This is a genomic window from Variovorax sp. Soil_C_17, assembly GCF_057657265.1.
In genome coordinates, this window is the sequence record NZ_JBDGIT010000001.1 from 321,456 (window position 1) to 347,193 (window position 25,738).

Below are 25,738 nucleotides of genomic sequence, written 5' to 3' on the forward strand. Positions count from 1 at the left end.
TGGCGCCCACCTTCTTTACTCGATCGCCTTCCCCATGTCCTCGACCACCTTCTTGGCGTCGCCGAAGACCATCATGGTCTTGTCCATGTAGAACAGCTCGTTGTCCAGTCCGGCATAACCCGCAGCCATCGAGCGCTTGTTCACGATCACCGTCTTGGCCTTGTAGGCCTCCAGGATCGGCATGCCGTAGATCGGCGTGCCCTTGGTGAGCGCCGCGGGGTTCACCACGTCGTTGGCACCCAGGATGATCGCCACGTCGGCCTGCGCGAACTCGCCGTTGATGTCTTCCATCTCGAACACCTGGTCGTAAGGCACCTCGGCCTCGGCCAGCAGCACGTTCATGTGTCCCGGCATGCGCCCGGCCACCGGGTGGATCGCGTACTTCACCGTCACGCCCTTGTGCGTGAGCTTCTCGGCCAGCTCGTTGACCGCGTGCTGGGCCCGCGCCACCGCCAGGCCGTAGCCCGGCACGATGATCACGGTGTCGGCATTGCTCAGCATATAGGCCGCATCGTCCGCGCTGCCGCTCTTGACCGGCCGCTGCTCCTTGGCCCCGCCCGTGGCCGCGGCCGTGTCGCCGCCGAAGCCGCCCAGGATCACGTTGAAGAAGGAGCGGTTCATCGCCTTGCACATGATGTAGCTCAGGATCGCACCCGAGGAGCCCACCAGCGAGCCGGCCACGATCAGCATCGCGTTGTTCAGGCTGAAGCCGATGCCCGCGGCCGCCCAGCCCGAGTAGCTGTTGAGCATCGACACCACCACCGGCATGTCCGCCCCGCCGATCGGGATGATGATCAGCACGCCCATCACGAAGGCCAGCAGCAGCATCAGGAAGAAAGCCGTCCAGCTCTCGGTGAACATGTACACCAGCCCGAGCCCGATGGTCAGCAGCCCCAGCACCAGGTTGAGCATGTGCTGGCCCTTGAACTGCACCGGCGCCCCCTGGAACAGGCGGAACTTGTACTTGCCCGAGAGCTTGCCGAAGGCGATGACCGAGCCGCTGAAGGTGATGGCGCCGATGGCCGCGCCCAGGAACAGCTCGAGCCGGTTGCCCGCCGGGATGGCATAGCGCGCCAAGCCGTCGACCACGTACGCGCCCGCGGGCGTGTTGGCGCCGATCACCGCCGCCACCGGCGGCGGCGTGATGCCGAAGGCCCAGGGCTCGACCACCGCGGCCACGGCGATGAAGACAGCCGCCAGGCCGATCATGCTGTGGAAGAAGGCCACCAGCTCGGGCATCTGGGTCATCTCGACCGTCTTGGCGCGGTAGGCGCCGTAGCCGCCGCCCACCACCAGGCCCAGCAGCACCCAGGCCATGCCCTGGGCCTTGCCGCCGGCGAGCTGCACGATCAGCGCGGCGGTGGTCAGGATGGCAATGGCCATGCCGACCATGCCGAAGAGGTTGCCGCGGATGGAGGTGGTGGGATGGCTCAGGCCCTTGAGCGACTGGATGAAGCAGATGCTGGCGACCAGGTACAGCAGGGTGACGACATTCATCGACATGGTCAGTGGCCCTCCGCCTTGGCAGGGGCCGGCGCCTTCTTGTCCTTCTTCCTGAACATCTCCAGCATGCGCCGGGTGACCAGGAAGCCGCCGAAGACGTTGACGGCGGCCAGCGCCACGGCCAGCACGCCCATGCCCTTGCCCAGCCAGCTGCTGGTGAGCGCGGCCGCCAGCATGGCGCCCACGATGACGATGGCGGAGATCGCGTTGGTCACGGCCATCAGGGGCGTGTGCAGCGCGGGGGTGACGGTCCAGACCACGTGGTAGCCCACGTAGATGGCCAGCACGAAGATGATGAGGTTGATGACGGTGTGGGACACGGGATCCATGGGCTTCTCCTCGCTTGCTTGCTGGGCTTACTTCTTCGTGACCTGGCCGTCCTGCGTCATGCGGCAGGCGGCGACGATGTCGTCCTCGAGATCGATCTTGAAGCCGCCCTCCTTGGGCAGCACGAGCTTGAGGAAGTCGAGCACGTTGCGTGCGTACAGCGAGGAGGCGTCGGCGGCCACCAGGGCGGGCAGGTTGGTCTCGCCCACGAGGGTGACGCCGTGCTTGATGACGGTGCGCCCGGCCTCGGTCAGCGGGCAGTTGCCGCCTTGCGGGGCGGCCATGTCCACGATCACCGAGCCGGGCTTCATGGCCTGCACCATTTCCTCGGTGACCAGCACCGGCGCCGCGCGGCCGGGAATGAGCGCGGTGGTGACCACGATGTCGGCGGCAGCCACGCGCTTGGCCACTTCGACTTTCTGGCGGTCCATCCAGCTCTGGGGCATGGGGCGCGCGTAGCCGCCGACGCCTTCGGCGGCTTCCTTCTCTTCCTGGGTCTCGTAGGGCACGTCGATGAACTTGGCGCCCAGGGACTCGACCTGCTCCTTGACGGAGGGGCGCACGTCCGAGGCCTCGATGACGGCCCCCAGGCGCTTGGCGGTGGCGATGGCCTGCAGGCCGGCCACGCCGACGCCCAGGATCACCACGCGCGCGGCCTTGACGGTGCCCGCGGCGGTCATCAGCATGGGGAAGAAGCGCTGGTACTTGTCTGCCGCGATCATGACGGCCTTGTAGCCGGCGATGTTGGCCTGGGAGGACAAGACGTCCATGCTCTGGGCGCGGGTGGTGCGGGGCGCCGCTTCGAGCGCGAAGCTGGTCAGGCCGGCGCCCGCCAGGCGCTGCAGGCCCTCGGCATCGAAGGGGTTGAGCATGCCCACCACGACGGTGCCGGGCTTCATGAGCGGCAGCTCGGCCTCGGAGGGGGCGCGCACCTTGAGCACGAGCTCGCAGGCGAAGGCGCCGGCGGCATCGGTGATCTCGGCACCCGCCGCCTGGAGGGCAGCATCGGTGATGGCGGCAGTGATGCCGGCGCCGGATTGCACGCGCACGGTGTGCCCCTGCGCGACAAGCTTCTTGGCCGTCTCGGGTGTGACGGCCACTCGGGTTTCGCCGGGCACGGTTTCGGCCGGCACGCCTATCAGCATGGGGTTTCTCCTCGGGGCAGCGTTGGAATTCGCGCCGAGCTTACATGAAGATGACAACAGCAGGCCGTTCCCCGCTGTCCCGCACCCGACCCCTTCCCCACCGGGATTCACTTCCTGTACATTCGCACTCCGCGTTCGACCGGCGCCCAGATGGCCGGCGGCGTTGGACCAAGAAGCAGAAAATCTTCAGGGGGTTCCCATGCGAATAGCGATGCTCGACGACGAGCCGCGTGAGATGGAGTCGATTCGGCGCTTGATGGCGCTGATCGGTCACGAGTGCCACGGCTTTGCCGACGGCAAGTCCTTGCTGCGCGGACTCCGCGACCAGGTCTTCGACCTGCTGGTCCTCGACTGGCGACCGCCGGATGTCGACGGGATCGCGGTCATCCGGAAGCTGCGCGAGAGCTTCGGCAACCGGCTCCCGCTGCTTCTCACGGCCGCCCCGGAAGACAAGACCGGCGTGGCCGCGGCGCTGCTGGCCGGCGCGGACGACTTCATGGTGAAGCCCCTGGGCAGCGTCGAGCTCCAGGCGCGCGTGCAGGCCTTGCTGCGCCGGGCCTACCCCACGCGCTTCGAAAAAGAGCGGTCCTACGGCCCTTATCACTTCTCCCCGCTCACCAACACGATTTGCCTGCACGGAGAACCGGTGCGGCTGAAGCAGCGCGAGTACGAGCTGGCACTCCTCCTGTTCCGCAACGTCGGCCGGCTGCTGTCGCGCGAGCACCTGATGCAGGCCATCTGGGGCCGTGAACTGGGTACTCGTTCGCGTTCGCTCGACACGCATGTGTCGCGGCTGCGCGTCCAGCTGGCGCTGCGCCCCGAGAATGGCGTGGTGCTGGCGTCGGTGTACGGCCTGGGCTATCGGCTGGAGTTCCTCCCCGACGAGATTGCCGGCCTGCCCTGTGCCGTGGCAGGCGCGGCAGAATGATCAACCAAGGAGTGGAAACGATGAAGAAGATGATTCGAGGCCTGCTGGCAGCCGCGCTGCTGGGCAGCTGGCTGCAGCTCGCATTCGCGCAGGACGTCGAACCGAGCGACATGGTGCGCGGTGGCCTGCAGGCGATCCAGATGATCGACCAGAACAAGACCGGCGAGCTCTGGGACGGCGCCACGCCGGCCGCCCGCAAGCGCGTGGCCCGCGACGATTTCGTGAATCAGGTCACCAAGGCGCGTGCGCCGCTGGGTGCCGCGCAGCAGCGCACCTGGGTCGCGATCAACCGGCAGGTGGTCGGCGAGGGCAACCAGGATCTGGCCGGCCAGTACGTCAGCGTCGAATACGAGACCCGCTTCGCCAACAAGGCCAACGCCACCGTGCGCGAGCTGGTGACCTTCCAGCTGGGCGACGACCGGGTCTGGCGCTTCTCGGGCTACGTATTGCGCTGATGGCGCATCGCTGGAAGCCCAACGTCACCGTCGCCGCGGTGATCGAGCAGGCCGGCCGCTTCCTGGTGGTCGAGGAAGAAACCAGCGACGGCCTGCGGCTGAACTCGCCGGCCGGCCACCTGGACCCGGGCGAGTCGCCGGCCGAAGGCTGTGCGCGCGAGACGTTGGAAGAAACCGCGCACCACTTCACGCCCACCGCGCTGGTGGGCATCTACATGGCGCGCCAGCGCGGCGCGCGGGGCGAGGACACCACCTACATGCGCTTCGCCTTCTGCGGCACGCTGGGTCCCCCGGAGCCGGGCCGCGCACTCGACCACGGCATCGTGCGCACCTTGTGGATGACGGCCGACGAGTTGCGCGCGAGCCGCGAACGGCATCGCAGCCCGCTGCTGCTGCAATGCGTGGACGACTATCTTGCAGGCCATCGCCACCCGCTGGACCTCATCCACGTCCATGCCTCGGTGGCCGGCGAGGACGAAGCCTGAGCCCCTGCCCGAAGGTCAGGCTCAGCCGGCCCGCGAGATGACCCCGCCGCCCAGACAGACCTCGCCGTCGTAAAGCACCGCCGACTGCCCGGGCGTCACCGCCCACTGGGGCTCGGCGAAGGCCAGCCGGAACGCGCCGTCGGCGCCCTCGCCCAGCACGCAGGCGGCATCGGACTGGCGGTAGCGCGTCTTTGCCGCATAAGCGCCCGGCTCGGGCGCCACGCCCGCGACCCAGCTGGCGTCGTCGGCCTCCAGCGCCGGCGACAGCAGCCAGGGATGGTCGTGGCCCTGCACCACCCAGAGGGTGTTGCTCTCGATGTCCTTGCGCGCGACGAACCAGGGCGCATGCTCGCCGGCCCCGCGCTGCGCGCCCTTGGGCTTCAAGCCGCCGATGCCCAGGCCCTGCCGCTGGCCCAGGGTGTAGAAGCTCAGGCCCTGGTGCTCGCCGATGCGCCGGCCGCGCTCGTCGCGGATCGGGCCCGGCTCCTTCGAGATGTAGCGGTTGAGGAACTCGCGGAAGGGCCGCTCGCCGATGAAGCAGATGCCGGTCGAATCCTTCTTCTTCGCGTTGGGCAAGCCGATCTCGTCGGCAATCCGGCGCACTTCGGTCTTGTGCAGCTCGCCTACCGGGAACATCGTCTTCGCCAGCTGTTGCTGGTTCAGGCGGTGCAGGAAATAGCTCTGGTCCTTGGCGGGGTCGAGGCCCTTGAGGAGCTCGTGGCGCCCGCTCGCAGCGTTGAAGCGCACGCGGGCATAGTGGCCGGTGGCGATCTTCTCGGCACCCAGGCGCATCGCGTGATCCAGGAAGGCCTTGAACTTGATCTCGGCATTGCACAGCACGTCGGGGTTTGGCGTGCGGCCGGCCTGGTACTCGCGCAGGAACTCGGCGAAGACGCGGTCCTTGTAGTCGGCCGCGAAGTTGACATGCTCGATCTCGATGCCCAGCACGTCGGCCACGCTCGCAGCGTCGACGAAGTCGATGTTCGACGAGCAGTACTCGCTGTCGTCGTCGTCTTCCCAGTTCTTCATGAAGATGCCGACCACCTCGTGGCCCTGCTGCTTGAGCAGGTGCGCCGTGACCGCGGAATCCACTCCGCCGCTCAGGCCCACCACGATGCGCTGCTTTTCCATGGGCGGCGATTGTCCCAGGCCGCTCATGCCGGTGCCCGGGTCCGGGTAATCACGGGGCGCAGGCACGCGCGTCGCCTGAGGGTCTTCATCGAGTTGAAAGAAGCAGCGCCGAGGTTCACACTGCAACGCCGACCGGAAGCACAACAACGCGGGCGCGCGCCCAAGCGCCACCCAGGAGAAACGCATGGATCACCTCAGCGGCATGGACGCCTCGTTCCTGCACCTCGAAACCCCCGAGTCGCCGATGCACGTGGGCAGCCTTCAGCTGATCGACCTGCCGCCCGGCTACGAAGGCGACTTCGCCGAAGACGCCAAGAAGTACCTGAGCGGGCGCCTGCACCTGGCCTCGGTGTTCGTGCGCAAGCTGGCGATGATGCCCTTCGACCTGGCCAACCCGGTGTGGGTGGACGACGACGACCTGGACCTGGACCATCACATCCACCATGTGATCATGCCGCGGCCCGGCACCCTGGCGCAGCTGGAGCGCCTGGTCGGGCGGCTGCATTCCTCTCTGCTGGATCGCAGCCGCCCGCTGTGGGAGATGCACATCATCGAGGGCCTGCAGACCGGCCAGGTGGCGCTCTACAGCAAGATGCACCACGCCGCGATCGACGGGCAGGCCGGCGTCGCGGTGGCCAAGGCGCTGTTCGACATTTCGGAAACACCGGCGCCGGTGAAGACACCGCGGGTGACGCGCCGACCCGATTCGTCGCAGCTGGGCGTGGCCGAGCTGGCCACCGCCGCGCTGAGCAACGCGGTGCAGCAGTACGTGAAGCTGATCCAGTCGATCCCGGCCACGGCCAAGGCCATCACGAACGTGCTGATGCCGGTGTCCGAGAGCACGGGGCAGCGCGCCTTCGAGCTGCCCAAGGCGCTGCGGACCGCGCCGCGCACGCCGCTCAATGTCTCGATCACCAACCAGCGCTCCTTCGCCGCGCGCAGCGTGCCGCTGGCCGAGGTCAAGCAGATGTCCAAGGCCACCGACACCAGCCTCAACGACATCGTGCTGGCCATCTGTGCCGGCGCGCTGCGCCGCTACCTGGCCGACTACGGCTGCAAGCCGGCCAAGCCGCTGATCGCGGGCGTGCCGGTGTCGCTGCGCAGCGAAGGCAACACGGACTTCAACAACCAGGTCTCGGTGATGCTGGTGAGCCTGGCAACCGACATCGCCGATCCGCTGGAGAGGCTGGCGGCCATCCACGAGTCCTCCAGCGAGGGCAAGAAGCTCACCGGCAACGTCAAGGCCGCGATCCCGACCGACTTCCCGTCCCTGGGCGTGCCCTCGCTGATGTCCGGGCTGGCCTCGCTCTACGGCCGCTCGGGCCTTGCGGACAAGTTGCCGCCGGCCGCCAACGTGGCGATCTCCAACGTGCCCGGGCCGTCCTTCGCGCTCTACTTTGCAGGGGCCAAGGTCGCGGCCTATTTCCCGGTTTCGATTCCCGGCCACGGGCTTGCGCTCAACATGACGGTGCAGAGCTACAACGGCGCACTGGAGTTCGGCCTCACGGCGTGCCGGCGCGCGGTGCCTGACGTGGCGGACCTGGGCGACTATGTGGTGGCCGAGCACAAGAAGCTGTTCGGGCTGATCCTGGGGAACGCGGCGCAGGCTGCGGCTGCGGCGCCCGCCGTCGCGCCGGCGGCGGCACCAGCGGCTGCCGCCGTGCCGAAGGCGCCCGCGAAGAAGCGGACGGCAACGAAGGTGGCGGCGAAGAAGAAGGTCGCGGCCAAGGCGGTGCGCCCGGCCACGCCGAAAGCGCCGCGCAAGCCCACTGGCTCCAAGCGCGCTGCTGCGCTGAACTGAGCACGCCCGGACTTGCTCCCTCTCCCAGGGGGAGAGAAGGTCAGTCCCGAAGCCCGGCAAGGATCTCGTAGGACTTCAAGCGCGCTTCGTGATCGAACACCTGCGAGGTGATCATCAACTCGTCCGCCCCCGTGCGCTCGATGAAGGCCTTCACGCCTGCCCGCACCGTCTCCTTCGAGCCCACTGCGGCACAGGACAGTACCGAGTCGAGCAGCGCGTTCTCCGCCGGCCCGATGCGCGCGCGGTAGTTCGCCACTGGCGGCGGCAGCCGGCCGGGCCGGCCGCTGCGCAGGTTGACGAAGGCCTGTTGCCAGGAGCTCGAGCGGAACTCGGCCTCCTCGTCGGTCTCTGCCGCGAATACGTTGAAGCCCAGCATCACGTAAGGCTTGGCGAGCTGCTTCGAGGGCTTGAAGGTGTCGCGGTAGAGGCGGATCGCCTGCATCAGCTGCTGCGGCGCGAAATGCGAGGCGAAGGCATAGGGCAGGCCCAGGTGTGCTGCGAGCTGCGCGCCGAAGGTGCTCGACCCGAGGATCCACACCGGCACCTCCAGCCCCATGCCGGGTACCGCGCGCACGGCTTGCTGCGGCTCCTTGGACATGAAGTCCATCAGCTCCACCACATCCTGCGGGAACTGGTCGGCGTCGGACTGCAGGTCGCGCCGCAAGGCCCGCGCGGTGCGCTGGTCGGAGCCCGGAGCCCGCCCGAGGCCGAGGTCGATGCGCCCGGGGTAGAGCGACTCCAGCGTGCCGAACTGCTCGGCGATCACCAGCGGCGAATGGTTGGGCAGCATCACGCCGCCGGCGCCGATGCGGATGGTGGAGGTTCCGGCACCGATGTGCGCCAGCAGCACCGCCGTGGCCGCGCTCGCGATGCCCGGCATGCCATGGTGCTCGGCCAGCCAGTAGCGCCGGTAGCCCAGCTTCTCGCCGTGTCGGGCGAGGCCGAGGGAGTTGCGGAAGGACTGCGCGGCGTCGCTGCCTTCGGTGATGGGGGAGAGGTCGAGGATGGAGAAGGGCACCATGGTCGCGGCATCATGGCCCTATCGCGATGGTCGTGCTGGCGCAGGCGAATTCCGGGTTCTGATAAAACGTCGCGCTACCGCCATCCACCGAAGCCGATGCCGCCATGTCCAATTTCTGGTTGATGAAGTCCGAGCCCGACGACTGCTCCATCGACGACGCGCTGGCCGCGCCCGATGCCACCGTGCCCTGGACCGGCGTGCGCGGTTGGCAGGCACGCAACTACATGGCCAAGCAGATGCAGGTCGGCGACGGCGTCCTGTTCTATCACTCGAGCTGCCCGCAGCCGGGCATCGTGGGCATCGCGCGCATTGCTTCGGGTACCCGGCCCGATCCGACGCAGTTCGATCCCGAGTCGCCCTACTACGACCCGGCATCCAAGCCCGATCACCCCCGCTGGGTGCTGTTGGACGTGCAGGCGCTGCGCAAGACCCGCTTGCTGGGTCTGCCCGAGATGCGTGCGACGCCCGAGTTGGCGGACATGGTGGTGCTGCGCCGTGGCAACCGCCTTTCGATCACGCCGGTCGATCCGGTGCACTGGCACCTGATCGTGGACAAGATGCTGGCCTGAGGGCGGCAGCCCTCGATCGCCTCAGACGGCAGCGACGGCAAGCTCGGCGCGCTGCTCGAGGTGGACCCAGTCCACCACCTCCCCCCGAGGCCGGTAGCCGAGCACCATGTGCTGCAGCTGCTGCCGGATCGAAGGCGCGTCGTTGATCTCGAGTGCGGCCTTCAGGCGTTCCAGTTGAGGCGACAGCTCGCTCCAGGGCAGGAAATCGTCGCGTGCCTTCAGGATGCGCGGGTGCAAGGTCGGCATCGGGTTGTCGCCGATCAACAGCTCTTCGTAGAGCTTCTCGCCGGGGCGCAGGCCGACCACCCGGATCTCGATGTCGCCGGCCGGGTTGTCGGCGTCCCGCACGGTCATCCCGGAGAGCTCGACCATGCGGCGGGCGAGATCGACGATCCTGATCGGCTCGCCCATGTCCAGCACGAACACATCGCCGCCGCTCGCCATGGCGCCGGCCTGGATCACCAGCTGTGCCGCCTCGGGAATGGTCATGAAGTAGCGGGTGATGTCGAGGTGCGTCAGCGTGATGGGACCGCCGTCGCGAATCTGCTGCCGGAACAGCGGCACCACGGAGCCCGAGGAGTCCAGCACATTGCCGAAGCGAACCATCGAGAAGCGCGTGCCGTTGGGCCGGCGTGCCGCTTGCTCCGCCAGGGCCTGCAGGCCCATCTCGGCCAGGCGCTTGCTGCAGCCCATGATGTTGGTGGGGCGCACGGCCTTGTCGGTGCTGATGAGCACGAAATCGCGCACGCCGTGCGCCGACGCAGCCCCCGCCGTGATCAGCGTGCCGAACACGTTGTTGCGAACCCCCTCGGCCGGGTTGTGCTCCACCAATGGCACGTGCTTGTAGGCCGCCGCATGGTAGACAGTGTGCGGATGCCAGGCCGCCATGATCTCGCGCATGCGCCGCGCATCCGCCACCGAGGCCAGCAGAGGCACGATCCGCGGCGCGGCCGCGCCCCGGCCTTCCAGTCCCTGCAGCAGTTCGCGATGGATGCTGTAGAGCGCGAATTCGGAGCGCTCCACCAGCAGCAGCGTGGACGCATCGCCCGCGACGATCTGGCGGCACAGCTCGCTGCCGATGGAGCCGCCGGCGCCGGTCACCAGCACTACCTTGTCGCGGACGTTCTTGCCGAGCAGGATCGCGTGGGGCGGGACGGCGTTGCGTCCCAAGAGGTCTTCGACTTCCAGTTCGCGCAGGTCGCTGACCTGGACCTTGCCCTGGGCGAGTTCCATCAGGCCCGGCAGCGTACGCACCGAAACCCTGACCTGCCGCACCTGCTCGAGGATCTCGTGGCGCCGCTGGCGCGAAGCCGAGGGGATGGCCAGGAAGATGTCGCTGACGTGCAGCGCGGCCACTTGCTCCTTCAGCGTCGCGGGATCATGGACCGGCAGGCCATGGATCAGGCCGCCCTGCAGGCGCTCGTCATCGTCGAAGAAGCCCAGCACCCGCAGCTCGCTGCTCGCGGACAAGGCCTGGGCCAGCTTGCGGCCGGCATCGCCTGCGCCGTAGATCAGCACCCGAGGGAGTTCACTGCGGGCCAGCAGCCCTTGATAGACCCCTCCCAGCCAGCCGCGGGCAAGAAGACGAGAAGCGCTCACGGCAAGCAGCAGCAGCAGCGGCTGGATCAGGCCGATGGTGCGCGGCACGCCCGGTACGCCGATCGCCGCGAACACCAGGCCGTATGCCGCGGCATAAATCCCCACTGCCTTGGCGACGGCCGAGACAGCCGGCCATCCGCTGTAGCGGAAGATGGAGCGGTAGAGCCCGAACTTGACGAAGAGCGGCAGCGCCAGGGACAGCGAGATCCCCACGGCCCACAGCTCGCGGCCAGACAAGAGCACCCAGGCGTCGAAACGCAGCGACAGCGCGAGCCAGACCGTGAAAACGCAGAGGCAGGCATCCACCCCCAGCACCAGGGCACGCTTGGCGACGCGGGGCAGCGCCAGCAAGGGGGCCGCGGTCCGTGCGAGCAGGCTTGAGTGATCACTCATCGCTTGGCCTCGGTGCGAGCCGCCGGGCCAGGAGCCAAGCCATGATTTGGCCCAGCGCCCAGCCGGCAAAGAGTCCGAGCCCGTCTGCCAGCAGGTCCCCCCATTCGGCGAATCGGGTCGGCGTGAACGATTGCAGCAGCTCGATGAGCGCGCCGTAGGCCAGCAGGCCGGCCACGAGAAACACCGTGCGACCGGGATAGGCCGAGCGACCGAGCAGCATCAGCAAGGCGAAGCCGAGCATGTGGTTGCTCTTGTCCCAGCCGGTGGTGGGCATCTGGGGCACCGGAGGCATGAGCGACATCGCGAGAATCGCCAACACGCAAATCCAGAAGGCCGAACGCAGCATGGTGGTGCGCATGGTCAGGCACTCGCCTTCTGCAGCACCTGGCGGATCGCGTCGCAGGTCTTGGCAGTTTCAGCCGAGGTCAGGGTCGGATGCACCAGGAACATCAGGCTCGTCTCTCCGAGCTCGCGTGCGACCGGCAGCCGTTCGGCCGGCCGCCACCCGGTGCCGTCGAAGGCCTTCTCGAGATAGACCTCGGAGCACGAGCCTTGATAGCAGGGAACGCCCAGCGCCTGGATGGCCTCGGCGATGCGGTCGCGGCTCCAGCCCGGCGCCAGCCGGTCGGGCTGCACATACACGTAGCACTTGTAGTGGGCATGGATGCAGGAGGCAGGCAGTCGCGGCACGCGCACTGCCGCGAACGGCGCGCACGCTGCCCGGATCGCCTCGGCATGCCGCGTTCGCTTCGCAGTCCAGTCGGCCATGCTGCGCAGCTGCATGCGGCCGATGACCGCCTGCATCTCCAGCATGCGCCAGTTGGTGCCGAAGCTTTCGTGCAGCCAGCGGAAACCCGGCGGGTGCTGGCGCTCGTACACCGCTTCGTGGCTCTTGCCATGGTCCTTGTATTGCCAGACGGCGCGCCACAAGTCCCTGTCTTGGGTCGTGACCATGCCGCCTTCGCCGCCGGTGGACATGATCTTGTCCTGGCAGAAGGACCACGCCCCGGCGTGGCCGAGCGTCCCGACGGATTGGCCCTTGTAGCGCGCGCCATGGGCCTGCGCACAGTCCTCGATGACCTTGATGCCGTGCTCGGCGGCCAGGGCCATGATGGGATCCATGTCGCAGGGCCATCCGGCCAGGTGCACGCAGATGACGGCGCGGGTGCGGCGTGTGACCGCCTGTGCGATGGTCCGCGCCGAGAGGTTGCCGCTGTCGGGCTCGACGTCGGCGAAGACCGGCGTTGCGCCGGCGTTGACGACGCAGGACACGCTGGCGATGAAGGTGCGCGGCGTGACGATGACCTCGTCACCCGGACCGATGTCCATCGCCTTGAGCACCGCATCCAGCGCCAGCGTGCCGTTGCCCAGCGACACGGCATGCGCGGCGCCGGTCCAGGCGGCGAACTCGCGTTCGAACTCGCGGCATTCGTCGCCGGTCCAGTAGTTGACCTTGTTGGAGATCAGCACCCGCACCACGGCTTCGGCCTCTTGGACCGTGAAGTTGGGCCAGGGAGAAAAGGAAGTGTTCAGCACGATCAACCCTTGATGAGTGGCCGGGCAGGATTGCCGGCTACCGTCGTGCCCGCGGGCACATGCCTCGTGACCACGGCACCCATTCCGATGACGGCACCGCGGCCGATGACCAGAGGCTGCCCCGGCTTGCCCTGCTTGATGATCGCCCCCGTGCCGAGATAGGCATGGTCCTCGACGACCACGTTGCCGTTGCACTTGACGCCGGGCGCGAAGGTGACGAAGTCGCCGATGAGGCAGTCGTGCTCGACATAGCTGTACAGGTTGGCGTGGAAGTGCCGGCCGATGCGGACGTTGGAACCAAGGGTGACGAAGGGGCTGAGGATGGCGCCCTCGCCCATGGTGACCTCGTCCATCACGACCACGTTGGCGGCGATGAGCGTCCAGGGCTGGACGCCACCGGTCCGGCAGCGGTCGGCGAGTTGCCTTCGGATTTCGCTGTCGGCGATGGCCAGCACGGCATGGCGCGTGCTGGCCGGGGCTTCCAGGAACTCCTCATAGCGCAGCACGCGCTGGGCATTCACCACGGCCGCTTCGGGCCGGTCGTCCACGAAGACCAGTTGCGTCGCCGGGATTCCCTGGCGCTGCAACTGTGAACGCGCGATGGGCATCACGCTTCGGCCGCAGCCGCTCGCGCCATAGACGGCGAAAAGTGGTGCGTGGTTCATCGCTCGTGCTCCATTTGCGGGCCGGTGAAGCGCGGCATCGTTGCTTCGCCGGGGGCGCTGATGCCTTCGCGCGCCAGGACCTTGCGCAAGGTGAGCCAGAGGATGCGGAAGTCGAGCCACAGCGAACGGTTGTCGACATACCAGACGTCGAGTTCGAGCTTCCGGTCCCACGACAAGGCGTTGCGCCCGTTGACCTGCGCCCAGCCCGTGATGCCGGGGCGCACGTCATGCCGCCGTGCCTGCACGCGGGAGTACAACGGCAAATACTCGACCAGCAGGGGACGGGGCCCGACCAGGCTCATGTCCCCCTTGAGCACGTTCCAGAGCTCGGGCAATTCATCGAGACTGCTGGCGCGCAGGAAGCGGCCGAAGGCGGTCAGGCGGTCCGCGTCAGGCAACAGACGGCCATCGCTTCCGCGCGCGTCCGTCATGGTGCGGAATTTGATCATCCGGAATGGGCGGCCGTGAAGACCCGGACGCATCTGGCAGAAGAACACCGGACTGCCGAGCTCGCGGCGCACCCGCCAGACCAACAAGAGGAAGGGAATTGCAAGAAGCAGCAATCCCAGAGCGGCGCAAGTGAAATCGAAGAAGCGCTTCATTCGATGCCCATCTCGCGCAGCATGACCGCGTTGACCTTGTGCACGTCGTATTTTTCTTCCGCGATTTCGCGGGCACGACGACCCATGCGAGGGATCAGCGTAGGGTCGGCAATGAACCTGTTCATCGCGTGCTCCAACGCCTCCACGGATCGAACAGGGACCAGAAAGCCGTTGTCGCCGTGCGCCACTGTTTCCCGACAACCGGGCGCATCGGTGGTAATGACCGGACGGCCCATTGCCATGGCTTCCAGCACGGTGCGCGGCGTTCCTTCGCGATAGGAGGGAAGCACGTAGACACTGCATGCGGCAATCGCCGGGCGCACATCTGACAACCGGCCCAGATAGCTCAGCGTCCCATCGGCAACCCACGCTGCCAGCTCCGCCTGCTCGATGGCATCAGGGTTGGTGTCGATCCAGCCGGCAATCGCAAATTGCACATGCGGATGCCGATGCCGGATGCGGCGCGCTGCTTGGGCGTACTCGCGCACGCCCTTGTCGCCAAGCAGCCTGGCGATCAACAGGAAGCGCGGCGGGCCGGGTGGCAAGCCGGCTGGGCTGAACCGGGCGATGTCGATCCCCGAACCATTCACCACGCAGGAAGGCGTGGCGGCCATCAAGATGCCACGCCGCCTGAACAGGCCCTCGTCATCGGGGTTCTGGAAAAAGACCTTGTGCACTCGTCCGAGTGAGAGGCTGTACAGACGCTGAACCAATGCCTGCAAACGCCCGCGCCGCTCGTGGTCCTGAAATGCGTAGCCGAGCCCGGTGATCAGCGCGTATCGATAAGGCACACGGGCCAACCAGGCGGCGAGTGAGCCATAGATGACCGGCTTGACGGTATAACCCAGCACCCAGTCAGGCCGAATACGCCGCATCAACGCGGCCAGCGCGAGCAGCGCACGCAGGTCGGAGAGCGGATTGGCACCCGTGCGCCGCAACGGAATGTCGTGAACCGTGAGACCCCTTTGCTCCAGTTCCCGCCGAAGTTGGAGGCCTGGTTGCAGACCGGGCGCCGCCACGTGCAGCTGCAGGCCCCGCGACTGCAACGCAGCGATCAATGCACCGCGAAAGCCCAGAAGAGAATCGGCGAAACCACCGATCAGGAGAAACTTCATGATGCCTGCTGCCCCCTCGCGGTCTGCAGCAACAACTCGCCCAGAGCCGGTGCGGTGCGCTGAAGGCAGTACTCCGTTTCGACGCGCCGGCGTCCCGCCTTGCCCATCGCTTGCCTCAATGCGCCATCGCTCAAGAGCTGCGCAAGCCGGGCGGTCCAGCTGCTTTCCATGTCCGCCAGGAATCCGTTCTCACCGTCCCGGACCATCTGCCTGTTCACTCCGACGGACGAGGCGACGACCGGCAAGGCACAGGCCATGTATTGGATGAGCTTGTAGCCGCACTTGCCTCGCTCCCACGGCGAATCATCCAGGGGCATGATGCCGACATCGCATTCGGCAAGGACCTTCGCTTCGGTCGCTTCTAGCCAAGGCACGCACTCCACTTCGACGCCGGGAATCTCGAGTTCCCCTCCGATGACCCTCAAGCTGAAAGCCACGCGGCGAGTCAGCGCCAGCAACGGAGCCGAGAGCGCCGCCAGATATCGGACTGTCGAAGGCGAACCGATCCACACGATGCGCGGTGGCGTCATGGCCCTGCGCGCCGTATGTCTCAGCTCGTAGCGTCCCAAATCGATCACCGTCGGCACCACTTCCACGCGTGCGGCACCGGCATCGCAGGCGCGCGCAGCAAGGTAATCGTTGCCGGCAACCACCAGGGACGCCCCTTTCATGAGTCTGTCGATGCGGCGGCCAAGCAAGCGTCGGACCCAAGTGGAGCGGTGCAGGTCGTAGTTGTGGAAGATCGCGTCGTCGTAGTCGAGCACGTAAGGTACGCCGCGAAGCAGCAGGCGCTCGAACGACGCCGGCAGCCACGGCAGTGCTTCTTTTTCGATCCAGATCAGATCGAACTTGTGGCGGCGCATGAGTTGCCACGCGCGACGGCCATAGGCGCCGAGCACCTCGACCGGCCGGTATCCGCCGGCGCGATACCTGGCTTCAAGCATGGCATCCGGGAATAGCGGCCGAACCGTGCACCTCATTCCGGCAGCCTCGAGCCATGCCACGTACTGCAGGGAACGCAGGCGCGACGACGCACCCATGCGGCCGTAGCGCGTGAGCAGCAGGACATTCACGGCTGCTTGCCCCCCAGAATCGCTGGCAAAGCCTTGCACAGCATTCCGTAGCCGCGCAAGGTATTGCGGATGTCAGACATGCCTCCGCGTAGCAAGGAAAAGATGGAGCGGGAAAAAGGCTCTATCACGAGTGTCACCACTACCAACAACCATCGCCTGAAGGTTGAAAAGTGCTTGAAGCCATACAAGAGGCGACTGCGCAGCGAGTAGAAGAGCCGCTCCGCCTTGACCTGCCCGGAACTGGCGCCACCCGCATGGAAGGCCTGAGCGCCCGCCAGGTAAACACTGCGCCAGCCGGCTTCGCTCGCGCGATAGCAGAGGTCGACTTCCTCGTAGTAGACAAAAAAGCGCTCGTCGAAGCCGCCCAACAAGTCGAACAGTGAGCGCCGAATGAGGAAGAAGGCGCCAATGACCTGATCCACTTCACGGGTCGTGGAATGATCCCATTCCTCCATGCGATGGCTGCACGCCCGCAGGCCGTGCAGCTTGTTCAATCCGAGCGCATGAACGACAAAGCCCACCACCGAAGGAAAGCGCGCGCACGTGCGAGATATATGGCCATGCCCATCGAGCATTTGAATACCGCAGATTCCGATATTCGCGTGCTCCGAGCGCTGCAGGTATGCGAAGGGCACGATCAAGGAATCTGCGAAGAGTCGTGTGTCCGGGTTAAGGAACAGCAAATATTGACTCTTGGATTCCTGCGCACCCAGATTGCAGGCTTTGCCGAAGCCCAGGTTTGCGCCCGCACGAAGCAAAATAACGCCAGGCAAACCTTCCACACAGGCTTCGGAGCCATCAGTCGAGCCATTGTCCACCACGATGATTTTTCCTACCAAGCCATCCTCATATTGAGCAATGGAACGAATGCACGCCCGCAGGTTGGGGCCGGCGTTCCAGTTGACAATGACGATATCAATTTTGGTTTTCATGACAGAAGTGGATCATGAACGAATACGAGATACATGTTCATCAAGCCGGTTGTCAGCGCGTAGACCAGGGATGTGCATCGAACAAGCGGGGATGCCGAAATCGAGGCTCGGACGACGTACACCAGAAAAAACATGGACAACAATTCACGAAACCGCGAGGCGAGCACGGAATGCTCCACCAAGGAAAAGTGAAACGCTGCGCCGATTGCCACCCCCAGCGCGCAATACTTCATTGCAGCGTCGCTCCTGCTCCAGAGACCAAGCATCAGAAGAAAATAGATCAGATCGACAAGATAGGGTATTGGAACTAAGGTCGCCTGTCCCACGCCGTCGTAGGTCTCGAACACACTAAAAAATTCAGGCAGCACCGATAGCAAATAGTTTTTCGAGATCGTAATAGCCCCGAAACACGCAACCGCAAGAATGACAACTCGACTCCTCGTCAGATTCTTTGCAAAATAAACAAGCAAGAATACAACCGCAGAATAGTGAAATGCGACAGCCAGCGCCAGCAGCAGCACCGCACTTAGCTCGACTTCTTCGGTCTCTCTTCTTGCAAACACGAAAAAAGCCAGCGAAAAAGCACAGGCAGCGCGCAAGACGGTCATTTCAAACAGGACGAAGTAGCGCGAAAAGAAGTAAAAGCTAAAAACCAAAATCGCAAGCCAATAGCCTCGGGCTGGTGGAATGGACAGGTACTTCAGAAAAACGATGACCCAGACGATCAGTCCGTATATCGCTTGAGGGCTCGAAGTCACCAATCCAAACAAATAAACGAACAAGGAAAAACCGGGCTCGAATCTGTAGGCAAGATCAAGGCCGTTGTCGCTTTGAAGCAGATAGCCGAAGTAGAAGATGTAGTTTTCGTAATCTCTGCTTGTTCCGAGGAGCTGATACCCGGCAATGATCGCGCAGCCCAATGCGATTGCCGCGGAGACAGTCAAAGAGCGGACAAAGCTCTTATTCATTGCCGAGCCACGTTCCAGCAGGCCAAGGCGGTCGCATCGACAATCATTCGGCCCACCCATGCCCACGCAGCGCCAAGAACGCCATATTGATCGACCAAGAGGAGCAGCGCACAAATGAACAGCGGAAGCTCTATCAGGTGCAACCGCGCACTGATGTCAGGCCGCCCTCTTGCATGGAGCAGGGCGTAAAACATGGAACCAATGGCATTCGCGAAAACGCCAAGGCACAGCACCTGACCAACTTTTATGGACGCCGGGTCCAGATTTCCCTTGATCCAATGCGGCAACAGCACCGGCAGCAACACGGCCAGCGCAGTGCAGACCAGTGCCATAAGGCCTGCCACTCGCAGAAGCCACTTGCGGAAATAGGGCTGCCATTGGTCGGGCGTCTTCCGAATCGCTTGGCTAAGGCCAGGAAACATCACGGACGTCACGGCGCCCACCAGAATCAGGCTCTGAACCACGACTTCATAGGGCAGCACGTAGATGCTTACCGCAGCAGCGGACAGCGCGGACGCGATGACGAATCGATCTGCCTGAACCAGGATGGGACTCACGATACTGCTCACCGTGACCCAGCCGCCGAACGCGAAGAGGGATTTCGCAATGCCGGACGAATACGAGCCGCTTCGCTGCGCAAGGTCGACGGATCGCATGCAAGCGATGGCCAAACGGCGAAAGACAAGAAGCGCCAGCAGCCGGCTCGCCACCAAAGTAAGAACGAGCCACGGCAGGCTGGGCGTGAAGAGAGCCACCATGTAGGGGCCACCGAAATTGACGATGCCCAGTCCCACCCGCAGAAGGCTCACCCCCCTGAAACGCAAAAAGGCCTCGTTCATGCCTTTGTAGGTGGCAGTCATGGCTTGCGCCGGCAATGCCACCGCGAGCAACAACATGGCGTTTCTGATTTCACCCGGAGGAGTGCCCTCGACCCGAATCCAGGAGCCCGCGCCCATCCATGCCAGGACGGCGATCAGGAAAGCGCCCGCCAACCCTGCCAGAAGCGTCATTCGCCCCGCCGTCGCGAGCACATCCGGGATGGGCGCCAAATCGCTTTCGCCGCGCAGCTGAGCTACCTTCTGCGTCAGTGCGCGCCCGATCCCAAGATCCAGGGCACCTGCATAGCCGATCAACCCCCATGCCAGCGCCAGCAAGCCGAAGCGCTCGTGTCCCAGCTTCTCGATCAGCGAGGGAACGGTAACGACTGCCACCGCCAAGGGAATGGCCAAGCCGCTGACATTCCAGGCTAGGTGGGACAGGCGCATCGTCGGCTCGATCAGCTCTGCTTCACGTACCAAGCGAGTGCCTCGGGCACCCCTTGGGCAACGGTATGGGTCGGGGCGTATCCCAGCAAGGTCCGCGCCTTGCTGATATCGGCTTGGCTGTGGTGGATGTCGCCGGCGCGAAATTCCCGATATACCCGCCGTGCACAGGCATGGATGCCTTGCGTATTCAAGCCCTCGCGCAGGAGCTCGAACAACGCAGCCAACGACGTGCGGCCGCCCACGGCCACGTTGTAGACCTGGTTCTTCGCAGCGCGGTTTTGGGTCATGGCTGCCAGCAGATTGGCCTGAACGACATTCGCCACATAGCAAAAGTCGCGACTGGTCTGACCGTCGCCGTTGATGTAGACGGGATCGCCCTTCAGCATCGCCGCCGTCCATTGAGGTATGACGGCGGCATAGGGGCCATTCGGGTCCTGGCGCCGGCCGAACACGTTGAAGTAGCGCAAGCCGATGGTGTCGAATCCGTAGCAACGCGCGAACACCTCGGCATAAAGCTCGTTCACATACTTGGTCACCGCATAGGGACTCAGGGGCTTTCCGACGAATTCCTCCACTTGGGGCAAGGAAACGCGATCACCATAGGTGCTGCTGCTGGCGGCATAGGTGAAGCTCCTTACCTCCGCATCGCGCGCCGCCACCAGCATGTTGAGGAAGCCCGTGATGTTGAAGCTGTTCGTCGTGATCGGATCTTTCACGCTGCGCGGGTCACTGCCGAGAGCCGCTTGATGCAAGACGTGCTCCACGCCCTCGCAGGCGTTTCGGCAGTCGCCGGCATCGCGGATGTCCCCCTCCAGAAAGCGAAAGTTGGACCACTGCTTCGCCGTCACCAGGCTTTGCACCTGTTCCAGGTTGCGCCGGTGGCCGGTCGCGAAGTTGTCCAGGCCTACCACGCGCTGTTCGAGCTTGAGCAGAGCCTCCATCAGGTTGCTGCCGATGAATCCTGCGACACCCGTCACGAGCCAAGTTCGAGGCTCTGTGGCAAGACGCGCCAGAAGCTGCTCGTAGACCGTCACGGATTGACGCCTTTCACAGCCGGCCGTCCGCGACGCCCGCAGGAAGGACACCCTTCACGTCGAACAGCACGGCGCCGGGTTGGCCAAGGGCTCTCACGCCGGCTTCACCGAGCGCGATGAATTGACGATGACTCACGGCCAGCACCACGGCGGCGTACTGGCCAGGCGCAGGCATCTCGTTCAAACAGCGCAGACCGTACTCATGCTCGGCCTCGGCCACGTCGATCCACGGATCGAACACGCTCACCTGAATGTTGTAGCCCTGCAAGGTACGCACGATGTCTATCACCTTGGTATTGCGCACGTCCGGGCAGTTCTCCTTGAAGCTCAGGCCCAGTACCAGCACCTTGCTGTTGAGCACCGGCAGGTTCTTCCGGAGCATGAGCTTGACGACTTCATCGGCCACATGGATGGCCATGTGATCGTTGATGCGGCGGCCGGCGAGGATCACTTGGGGGTGATAGCCCACCTGCTCCGCCTTGTGCGTCAGGTAATAGGGATCGACGCCGATGCAGTGCCCACCCACGAGCCCCGGTCGGAAGGGCAGGAAGTTCCATTTGGTGCCTGCAGCCTGCAGCACCTCCAGCGTGTCGATGCCGAGCTTGCGGAAAATGAGGCTCAGCTCGTTCATCAGCGCGATGTTCAGATCCCTTTGCGTGTTCTCGATCACCTTCGCGGCTTCGGCCACCTTGATGCTGCTGGCCTTGTGGGTGCCGGCACTGACGACCAGTCCATACAACTGGTCCACCGCATCGGCCACTTCCGGCGTGCTGCCGCTGGTGATCTTCTTGATGGTGGGCAGGCGGCGCTCCTTGTCGCCGGGGTTGATCCGCTCCGGGCTGTAGCCGCAGAAGAAATCGACGTTGAACTTCTTGCCCGACACCCTTTCGAGTACCGGGACGCACATCTCCTCGGTCGCACCCGGATAAACCGTTGATTCATAGATCACGATCGCGCCGCTCGGCATGACGCGGCCCACGGTTTCGGTGGCGGCGATCAAGGCGCCGAGATCGGGCCGGTTCGCAAGATCCACGGGCGTTGGGACAGTGACGATGAAGACCCGGCATCCCGCAATGTCCTTGACGCAGCTGCTGAAGCGAAGCTTGCTCGCGGCGCGCAACTCGTTGGGGCCGACCTCCAGCGTCGCATCCTTCCCGGCCTGCAGCTCGGCAATGCGCGACGTATCGATGTCGAATCCGATCACCGTGCGCTGCTTGCCGAACTCCACTGCAAGCGGGAGGCCCACATAGCCGAGGCCAACGATGGCGATCGCTTCACTGTCGGCGATCAGCGCGCGCGGCACCTCGGCGAGCGCGCGCTCGCTGACATCTGCGCACTCGCCGCAGGCAATATCGAACATTTCATCCGGTAGATGTCTCATCGTTTCCTCAATTCCCTTGCAGCGAGGCTGCGTGGTTTCGCGCCACCGTGAACGGGGCAGCTGAATCAATACTGATAGTCGACGTAGCGGTACGCCCCGTACTTCGAACCTCCGTATCGGCGCCTGGACGTGTCGAGGTCATTGAAGATCACCCCATTGACCGTGACGCCCGCGCCAAGAAGTCGCTTCGCCGATTCCTGCAGCTCGCCCTGTGTACTGGTCTCGGCCCGCGCCACCAGGAAGACCGCGCCGACCATCGGGGCCAGGATGGCGGTATCGGACGCCGCAAGAACCGGCGGGGTATCGACAATGACCCAGTCGTAGTGCCTGGCGGCCTGTTTCAGCAGCCCTTGAACCGCGGGCTTCATCAGCAGTTCGGCCGAATTCGGCGGCAACACTCCGGTCGACAGGAAATCCACATTCGGAGCGATCTCCCGATGCAGCACCTTGTCCAGTTGAAGGCTGCCGCAGATGACTTCGCTCAGGCCTTCCTTGCGGTTCACGCCGATGTCGTGGTTCAAGCGACCCTTGCGCAGATCGCCGTCGATCAGCAGCACCTTCTTGTCGGCTGCACCCAGGACGGCAGCGAGATTGGCGCTGACGAAGGACTTGCCGACCCCGGGCGTCGGGCCGCTGATCAGAATGATGTTGAGGGCTGAGTCCAGCATCGTGAACTGCAGCGCCGTTCGAAAGCTTCGAAGGCTTTCCACCACTGCGTCCTGAGGATTCGCCATGGCGAGCAGGGGACGCCTGGCCGTGTACTTGCCGGCTTCACGCGCGAGCTTTGTTTGCGCATCGGAATGCGGCACGGTCGCGAATACATGCAGCCCGGTGCGTTGTTCGATATCGGTCGGGTCCTTGAGACCCGGGCGCATGCTGTTGCGCAAGAAAGCCAATGCCAAGCCAGCCAACAGCCCGAGCGTGGTCGCGAGCAGGACAGACAGCACACGCAAGGGCTTGGCCGGCTTTCTCGGCGTCGCGGCCGGATCCACGATGCGCACATTCGCGACCTTGCCCTCCTTCACCAAGCGCAGCTGCTGTGCGTTGTCGAGCAGCTTGACGTACAGCTCGTTGTTGACCTTCACGTCCCGCGTGAGACTCAAGAGTTCCTGCTCGACGTCGGGGAGTTTCTTGACGCGCTTGTTCAGAATGTCCAACTCGCCCTGGAGGGCGGCGATCTTCGCGTCGATCGCCCGGACGCTGTGGTGTGCGGCGGTGTAAAGCCCAAGGAGTTCCTTGCGCTTCTGCTGCAATTCGACAACGCTCGTCTGCAGCTTGACGGCCTGCTCCAGAATCAGCTTGCCCTCGGTGTCCAGGTCGAAGCTGCTGTTGCGATTGCGGAACTGGCTGAACCTGGTCTCGGCCGCCTCCAACTGTCTGCGCAGTTCGGGCAGGAAGGTGCTCAGGAAGCCCAGCGACTTGTCCGCCTCGGCGACCTTGCGTTCCACGTTCTGCCTTACATAGAGCGTGCCGATTTCATTGAGCACGCGGGTGATCTCGCGAGGATCCTTGCCTTCGAGGCTGGCTCGGATCACACCGGACTGCTTGCCCTCTTCCGCAATCACGAGGTCCTTTTGAAGCTGCTCGATGACCTCCAGGCGAACATGGCGCGTGAGATTGAATTCGGCACCTGGCTTGCCCGTTGCCGCGGTCACCAGCAGCAGGCCTTGCTGGCCGTCGACCGTGAATGCCAGCATCTGCCCGATTTGCTGCGCACCCAGCAGCTCGTTGTCGGGCGACAGCAGCTGGTAGCCACGGGCCGTCAGCCGCACCCGAAAGCGCTCCCCTTCCAGCGCTTCAGGCACCTCGAAGCGATCGATGCGCAGCGACTCGTTGCCGCTCACATAGCCGGGCAACATCAGGAAGCCGGGATCGGATGGCTCGCTTGCACGACGTGCCAGCCATGGCCCGACGACCGGCAGGTATCTCGGGTTCACCTCCACGTCGAGGTCGAGGTTCTCCACGGTCTGGCCAAGCACCAGGCGCGAGCGCAGGATCTGCATCTCGGCCGATGCCGGAGAGCGGATGTCGAACAGGCTGGCGGCTTCGCCCAACAGCGTGCCGGCTCCGCCCTTGCTTTCTTCCACCTGCACCATGGTGCTGGCTCGGTAGACAGGCGTGGCGAGCAAGGCATAAGCCACGCCCACCGCGAGGCCCAGCACCGTGACGGCTGCGATGAGCCAGCGGCTGTCGAGCACGATATCGAACAGATCGAGCAGGTGGATCTCGTCCTCGGCCCGCACTGAAAGCGGGACGTTGGCGGTGATGGGCAGGGGGGTTTTCATTCGCAATGGAGGAGAGGCTGTCGTGGCAGAGCACGGGGGCGCTCCAGCTGACGGATGCGCGCGGCCCAGGCGGCAACGCCGGCGACGACGTCCGTACAGGCGGCTTCGAAGGCCTTGCGGGGCTGGCGGTAGGGGTCGGCGATGTCGAAGCCTTCACCCAGCCGAAACACCTTTCCCCATACTTGCGGGTACCGCCGCCTGAGCTCGGCCTTGTGGCCCTGCTCCATCACCAGGATGAGATCGGCGGCCTGGCACATGGCATGAGTCACGTACCGCGCGCGGTGGGCCGAAATGTCCAGGCCACGCGCCGCCGCGAATTCGATTGCCATCGGGTCGGCCGGGGCGCCCACCGGCGCAGCCAGGCCCGCCGATCCGATCGTCTTGTCGGAAAGCTCATGGGCCAGCAATGCCGCCGCAATCGGGCTGCGGCAAATGTTGCCCGAGCACAGAACGAGGATGCGTCCGGTCATTTGATGCCGTTGGCCACGTTGACCACCTGTGCGCTCGGAAGGATCAGGCTGATGACGCGGTTCCAGCGCACCAGGGGCGCGGGATCGACGTACACCACGTCGCGCGCCTTGAGCTCGAAGCCTTCGGCCAGCACGTAGGAAACGGGAGCGCTCGCATCGAGGTGGAAGATCTCCGGCTCGCCACCGGTTGCGGTACGCACCACATAGATCTGCCGCGGATCTCCGGTCGTGGTGCTCACGCCACCTGCCTCGCCCAGTGCCTGGTTCAGCGTGAGCCGGCCGTTGCGCAGAGACTGGGCGGCCGGCCGCGTGACCTCACCCATCACGTAGACCTTTGCATCCTCGCGGCTGAGCACCCGCACCAGGTCGCCGGGAGCCAGGAGGATGTTGTTCGGGTTGATGCCCAGGGCGGACAGCCGCGGAAGGTCGACGAAAGTGGTGGTGCCGCTGCGCGAGACGGTAACGGAGGAACGATCGGCCTCGGCCGTGAAGCCGCCCGCGCGATGGAGTGCCTCCGGCAAGGTCATCGGGATGTCGTTGACCATCTGCAGGCCGGGCGTGCGCACCTCCCCATCCACGTACACCCGGCCAGCACGATAGGACTGGATGCGCGCCGTGATCTTCGGCTCGGCAAAGTACTTGGCAAGACGCGCAACCAGGCGGTCGCGCACTTCCGTCTCGGTGAGGCCACCCACCTTGAAGCTGCCCACGTACGGGAACTGGATCGTGCCGTCTGCGGCCACGTTGTAGCCGTTGCTGATGGGAGAGCCGGTGACGGCATCCGTGGTGAGGGAGCCCGCCGGCGCAAGGGCCAGGTCGGGGTGGTCCCATACGACGATATTCAGGATGTCGCCGCTGCCGATGCGGTACGGCTGCGCGACACCGAACAGGCGCTTGACATCCGAGCCCACCACGGTGGCCTGCGCTGCGCGTTGGCGGCGGATCAGTTCGGGTGTAATGCTTTGCAATGCGCCGGGTGGCGGCAAATCTGCGGCGTCGGGGGACCGGTTGAGACTTGCCGACGGGCCCGGGACAGTCCCACCGAAGTTCGCACC

The 25,738-nt window shown here is 65.1% G+C and carries 25 protein-coding genes; 5 read left to right on the forward strand and 20 right to left on the reverse strand.

What is annotated here, in order from left to right; genetic code table 11:
• Positions 1-15 precede the first annotated feature (15 nt).
• The 3 genes from AC3A6Y_RS01480 to AC3A6Y_RS01490 are packed head-to-tail and all read right to left on the reverse strand — an operon-like array spanning position 16 to position 2,975.
• Entirely contained in the window at positions 16-1,503 is a 1,488-nt protein-coding gene (locus tag AC3A6Y_RS01480) for an NAD(P)(+) transhydrogenase (Re/Si-specific) subunit beta (protein WP_487866460.1), read from the reverse strand.
• Positions 1,504-1,505: 2 nt separating this feature from the next.
• The gene (locus AC3A6Y_RS01485) at positions 1,506-1,832 is read right to left on the reverse strand and encodes an NAD(P) transhydrogenase subunit alpha part 2 (protein WP_487866461.1); all 327 of its coding nucleotides are present in this window, start codon (positions 1,830-1,832) and stop codon (positions 1,506-1,508) included.
• Between the two features lie 27 nt (positions 1,833-1,859).
• Positions 1,860-2,975 carry a Re/Si-specific NAD(P)(+) transhydrogenase subunit alpha gene (locus AC3A6Y_RS01490; protein WP_487866462.1) on the reverse strand — a complete coding sequence of 372 codons (1,116 nt, stop codon included), beginning with the start codon at positions 2,973-2,975 and terminating at the stop codon, positions 1,860-1,862.
• Between the two features lie 199 nt (positions 2,976-3,174).
• On the opposite strand from AC3A6Y_RS01490, the gene AC3A6Y_RS01495 reads away from it, so the two are divergent.
• From AC3A6Y_RS01495 to AC3A6Y_RS01505, 3 genes are read left to right on the forward strand one after another with little or no spacing between them, the layout of a single operon-like run.
• A complete protein-coding gene (locus AC3A6Y_RS01495) occupies positions 3,175-3,903 on the forward strand; it encodes a response regulator transcription factor (protein WP_487866463.1) in 729 nt (242 codons plus the stop codon).
• A 20-nt stretch (positions 3,904-3,923) separates the two neighbouring features.
• Positions 3,924-4,358, forward strand: a complete 435-nt coding sequence (locus AC3A6Y_RS01500; protein WP_487866464.1) for a DUF4019 domain-containing protein — start codon at positions 3,924-3,926, stop codon at positions 4,356-4,358.
• On the forward strand, positions 4,358-4,843 hold the full coding sequence (locus tag AC3A6Y_RS01505) for an NUDIX hydrolase (protein WP_487866465.1): 486 nt from the start codon (positions 4,358-4,360) through the stop codon (positions 4,841-4,843). Before AC3A6Y_RS01500 ends, AC3A6Y_RS01505 begins: the two co-directional genes overlap by 1 nt.
• A gap of 21 nt (positions 4,844-4,864) precedes the next feature.
• Here AC3A6Y_RS01505 and mnmA read toward each other — a convergent pair whose 3' ends face one another.
• Positions 4,865-5,974 (reverse strand): tRNA 2-thiouridine(34) synthase MnmA, encoded by a 1,110-nt coding sequence (gene mnmA / locus AC3A6Y_RS01510; RefSeq protein ID WP_487867779.1) that lies wholly within the window; start codon positions 5,972-5,974, stop codon positions 4,865-4,867.
• Positions 5,975-6,158: 184 nt separating this feature from the next.
• Here mnmA and AC3A6Y_RS01515 point away from each other — a divergent pair, with 184 nt between their 5' ends.
• Positions 6,159-7,775, forward strand: coding sequence for a WS/DGAT/MGAT family O-acyltransferase (locus AC3A6Y_RS01515; RefSeq protein WP_487866466.1), 1,617 nt, complete (start codon positions 6,159-6,161; stop codon positions 7,773-7,775).
• 40 nt (positions 7,776-7,815) lie between these two features.
• On the opposite strand, the gene AC3A6Y_RS01520 is transcribed toward AC3A6Y_RS01515, so the two are convergent.
• Entirely contained in the window at positions 7,816-8,796 is a 981-nt protein-coding gene (locus tag AC3A6Y_RS01520) for an LLM class flavin-dependent oxidoreductase (protein WP_487866467.1), read from the reverse strand.
• A 104-nt stretch (positions 8,797-8,900) separates the two neighbouring features.
• Here AC3A6Y_RS01520 and AC3A6Y_RS01525 point away from each other — a divergent pair, with 104 nt between their 5' ends.
• Entirely contained in the window at positions 8,901-9,365 is a 465-nt protein-coding gene (locus AC3A6Y_RS01525) for an EVE domain-containing protein (protein WP_487866468.1), read from the forward strand.
• Between the two features lie 21 nt (positions 9,366-9,386).
• On the opposite strand, the gene AC3A6Y_RS01530 is transcribed toward AC3A6Y_RS01525, so the two are convergent.
• From AC3A6Y_RS01530 to AC3A6Y_RS01600, 15 genes are read right to left on the reverse strand one after another with little or no spacing between them, the layout of a single operon-like run.
• Entirely contained in the window at positions 9,387-11,357 is a 1,971-nt protein-coding gene (locus AC3A6Y_RS01530) for a polysaccharide biosynthesis protein (protein ID WP_487866469.1), read from the reverse strand.
• The gene (locus tag AC3A6Y_RS01535; RefSeq protein WP_487866470.1) at positions 11,350-11,715 is read right to left on the reverse strand and encodes a VanZ family protein; all 366 of its coding nucleotides are present in this window, start codon (positions 11,713-11,715) and stop codon (positions 11,350-11,352) included. The genes AC3A6Y_RS01530 and AC3A6Y_RS01535 overlap by 8 nt, the downstream gene beginning before the upstream one ends.
• A 2-nt stretch (positions 11,716-11,717) precedes the next feature.
• Positions 11,718-12,893 (reverse strand): DegT/DnrJ/EryC1/StrS family aminotransferase, encoded by a 1,176-nt coding sequence (locus AC3A6Y_RS01540; RefSeq protein ID WP_487866471.1) that lies wholly within the window; start codon positions 12,891-12,893, stop codon positions 11,718-11,720.
• 2 nt (positions 12,894-12,895) lie between these two features.
• Complete coding sequence (locus AC3A6Y_RS01545) at positions 12,896-13,558, reverse strand: acetyltransferase (protein WP_487866472.1); 663 nt, start codon at positions 13,556-13,558, stop codon at positions 12,896-12,898.
• On the reverse strand, positions 13,555-14,160 hold the full coding sequence (locus AC3A6Y_RS01550) for a sugar transferase (protein ID WP_487866473.1): 606 nt from the start codon (positions 14,158-14,160) through the stop codon (positions 13,555-13,557). Before AC3A6Y_RS01550 ends, AC3A6Y_RS01545 begins: the two co-directional genes overlap by 4 nt.
• Positions 14,157-15,275: a glycosyltransferase family 4 protein gene (locus tag AC3A6Y_RS01555; protein WP_487866474.1), complete on the reverse strand. Its 1,119-nt coding sequence runs from the start codon at positions 15,273-15,275 to the stop codon at positions 14,157-14,159. The genes AC3A6Y_RS01550 and AC3A6Y_RS01555 overlap by 4 nt, the downstream gene beginning before the upstream one ends.
• Positions 15,272-16,348, reverse strand: coding sequence for a glycosyltransferase family 4 protein (locus tag AC3A6Y_RS01560; RefSeq protein WP_487866475.1), 1,077 nt, complete (start codon positions 16,346-16,348; stop codon positions 15,272-15,274). The genes AC3A6Y_RS01555 and AC3A6Y_RS01560 overlap by 4 nt, the downstream gene beginning before the upstream one ends.
• Entirely contained in the window at positions 16,345-17,280 is a 936-nt protein-coding gene (locus AC3A6Y_RS01565) for a glycosyltransferase family 2 protein (RefSeq protein WP_487866476.1), read from the reverse strand. Before AC3A6Y_RS01565 ends, AC3A6Y_RS01560 begins: the two co-directional genes overlap by 4 nt.
• On the reverse strand, positions 17,277-18,248 hold the full coding sequence (locus AC3A6Y_RS01570) for an EpsG family protein (protein ID WP_487866477.1): 972 nt from the start codon (positions 18,246-18,248) through the stop codon (positions 17,277-17,279). The genes AC3A6Y_RS01565 and AC3A6Y_RS01570 overlap by 4 nt, the downstream gene beginning before the upstream one ends.
• A complete protein-coding gene (locus tag AC3A6Y_RS01575; RefSeq protein WP_487866478.1) occupies positions 18,245-19,546 on the reverse strand; it encodes an oligosaccharide flippase family protein in 1,302 nt (433 codons plus the stop codon). The genes AC3A6Y_RS01570 and AC3A6Y_RS01575 overlap by 4 nt, the downstream gene beginning before the upstream one ends.
• Positions 19,525-20,547, reverse strand: coding sequence for an NAD-dependent epimerase/dehydratase family protein (locus AC3A6Y_RS01580; protein ID WP_487866479.1), 1,023 nt, complete (start codon positions 20,545-20,547; stop codon positions 19,525-19,527). The genes AC3A6Y_RS01575 and AC3A6Y_RS01580 overlap by 22 nt, the downstream gene beginning before the upstream one ends.
• Positions 20,548-20,560: 13 nt before the next feature.
• Positions 20,561-21,997 carry a nucleotide sugar dehydrogenase gene (locus AC3A6Y_RS01585; RefSeq protein ID WP_487866480.1) on the reverse strand — a complete coding sequence of 479 codons (1,437 nt, stop codon included), beginning with the start codon at positions 21,995-21,997 and terminating at the stop codon, positions 20,561-20,563.
• Positions 21,994-24,213: a polysaccharide biosynthesis tyrosine autokinase gene (locus AC3A6Y_RS01590; protein WP_487866481.1), complete on the reverse strand. Its 2,220-nt coding sequence runs from the start codon at positions 24,211-24,213 to the stop codon at positions 21,994-21,996. Before AC3A6Y_RS01590 ends, AC3A6Y_RS01585 begins: the two co-directional genes overlap by 4 nt.
• Positions 24,210-24,683 carry a low molecular weight protein-tyrosine-phosphatase gene (locus tag AC3A6Y_RS01595; RefSeq protein WP_487866482.1) on the reverse strand — a complete coding sequence of 158 codons (474 nt, stop codon included), beginning with the start codon at positions 24,681-24,683 and terminating at the stop codon, positions 24,210-24,212. The genes AC3A6Y_RS01590 and AC3A6Y_RS01595 overlap by 4 nt, the downstream gene beginning before the upstream one ends.
• Entirely contained in the window at positions 24,680-25,651 is a 972-nt protein-coding gene (locus AC3A6Y_RS01600) for a polysaccharide biosynthesis/export family protein (RefSeq protein ID WP_487866483.1), read from the reverse strand. Before AC3A6Y_RS01600 ends, AC3A6Y_RS01595 begins: the two co-directional genes overlap by 4 nt.
• Between the last annotated feature and the right edge of the window lie 87 nt (positions 25,652-25,738).

Bases quoted from the DNA above. Each gene is read 5' to 3' on its own strand.
- AC3A6Y_RS01480 (WP_487866460.1), bottom strand. From the start codon at position 1,503: ATGTCGATGAATGTCGTCACCCTGCTGTACCTGGTCGCCAGCATCTGC.
- AC3A6Y_RS01485 (WP_487866461.1), bottom strand. From the start codon at position 1,832: ATGGATCCCGTGTCCCACACCGTCATCAACCTCATCATCTTCGTGCTG.
- AC3A6Y_RS01490 (WP_487866462.1), bottom strand. From the start codon at position 2,975: ATGCTGATAGGCGTGCCGGCCGAAACCGTGCCCGGCGAAACCCGAGTG.
- AC3A6Y_RS01495 (WP_487866463.1), top strand. From the start codon at position 3,175: ATGCGAATAGCGATGCTCGACGACGAGCCGCGTGAGATGGAGTCGATT.
- AC3A6Y_RS01500 (WP_487866464.1), top strand. From the start codon at position 3,924: ATGAAGAAGATGATTCGAGGCCTGCTGGCAGCCGCGCTGCTGGGCAGC.
- AC3A6Y_RS01505 (WP_487866465.1), top strand. From the start codon at position 4,358: ATGGCGCATCGCTGGAAGCCCAACGTCACCGTCGCCGCGGTGATCGAG.
- mnmA (WP_487867779.1), bottom strand. From the start codon at position 5,974: ATGGAAAAGCAGCGCATCGTGGTGGGCCTGAGCGGCGGAGTGGATTCC.
- AC3A6Y_RS01515 (WP_487866466.1), top strand. From the start codon at position 6,159: ATGGATCACCTCAGCGGCATGGACGCCTCGTTCCTGCACCTCGAAACC.
- AC3A6Y_RS01520 (WP_487866467.1), bottom strand. From the start codon at position 8,796: ATGGTGCCCTTCTCCATCCTCGACCTCTCCCCCATCACCGAAGGCAGC.
- AC3A6Y_RS01525 (WP_487866468.1), top strand. From the start codon at position 8,901: ATGTCCAATTTCTGGTTGATGAAGTCCGAGCCCGACGACTGCTCCATC.
- AC3A6Y_RS01530 (WP_487866469.1), bottom strand. From the start codon at position 11,357: ATGAGTGATCACTCAAGCCTGCTCGCACGGACCGCGGCCCCCTTGCTG.
- AC3A6Y_RS01535 (WP_487866470.1), bottom strand. From the start codon at position 11,715: ATGCGCACCACCATGCTGCGTTCGGCCTTCTGGATTTGCGTGTTGGCG.
- AC3A6Y_RS01545 (WP_487866472.1), bottom strand. From the start codon at position 13,558: ATGAACCACGCACCACTTTTCGCCGTCTATGGCGCGAGCGGCTGCGGC.
- AC3A6Y_RS01550 (WP_487866473.1), bottom strand. From the start codon at position 14,160: ATGAAGCGCTTCTTCGATTTCACTTGCGCCGCTCTGGGATTGCTGCTT.
- AC3A6Y_RS01555 (WP_487866474.1), bottom strand. From the start codon at position 15,275: ATGAAGTTTCTCCTGATCGGTGGTTTCGCCGATTCTCTTCTGGGCTTT.
- AC3A6Y_RS01565 (WP_487866476.1), bottom strand. From the start codon at position 17,280: ATGAAAACCAAAATTGATATCGTCATTGTCAACTGGAACGCCGGCCCC.
- AC3A6Y_RS01570 (WP_487866477.1), bottom strand. From the start codon at position 18,248: ATGAATAAGAGCTTTGTCCGCTCTTTGACTGTCTCCGCGGCAATCGCA.
- AC3A6Y_RS01590 (WP_487866481.1), bottom strand. From the start codon at position 24,213: ATGAAAACCCCCCTGCCCATCACCGCCAACGTCCCGCTTTCAGTGCGG.
- AC3A6Y_RS01595 (WP_487866482.1), bottom strand. From the start codon at position 24,683: ATGACCGGACGCATCCTCGTTCTGTGCTCGGGCAACATTTGCCGCAGC.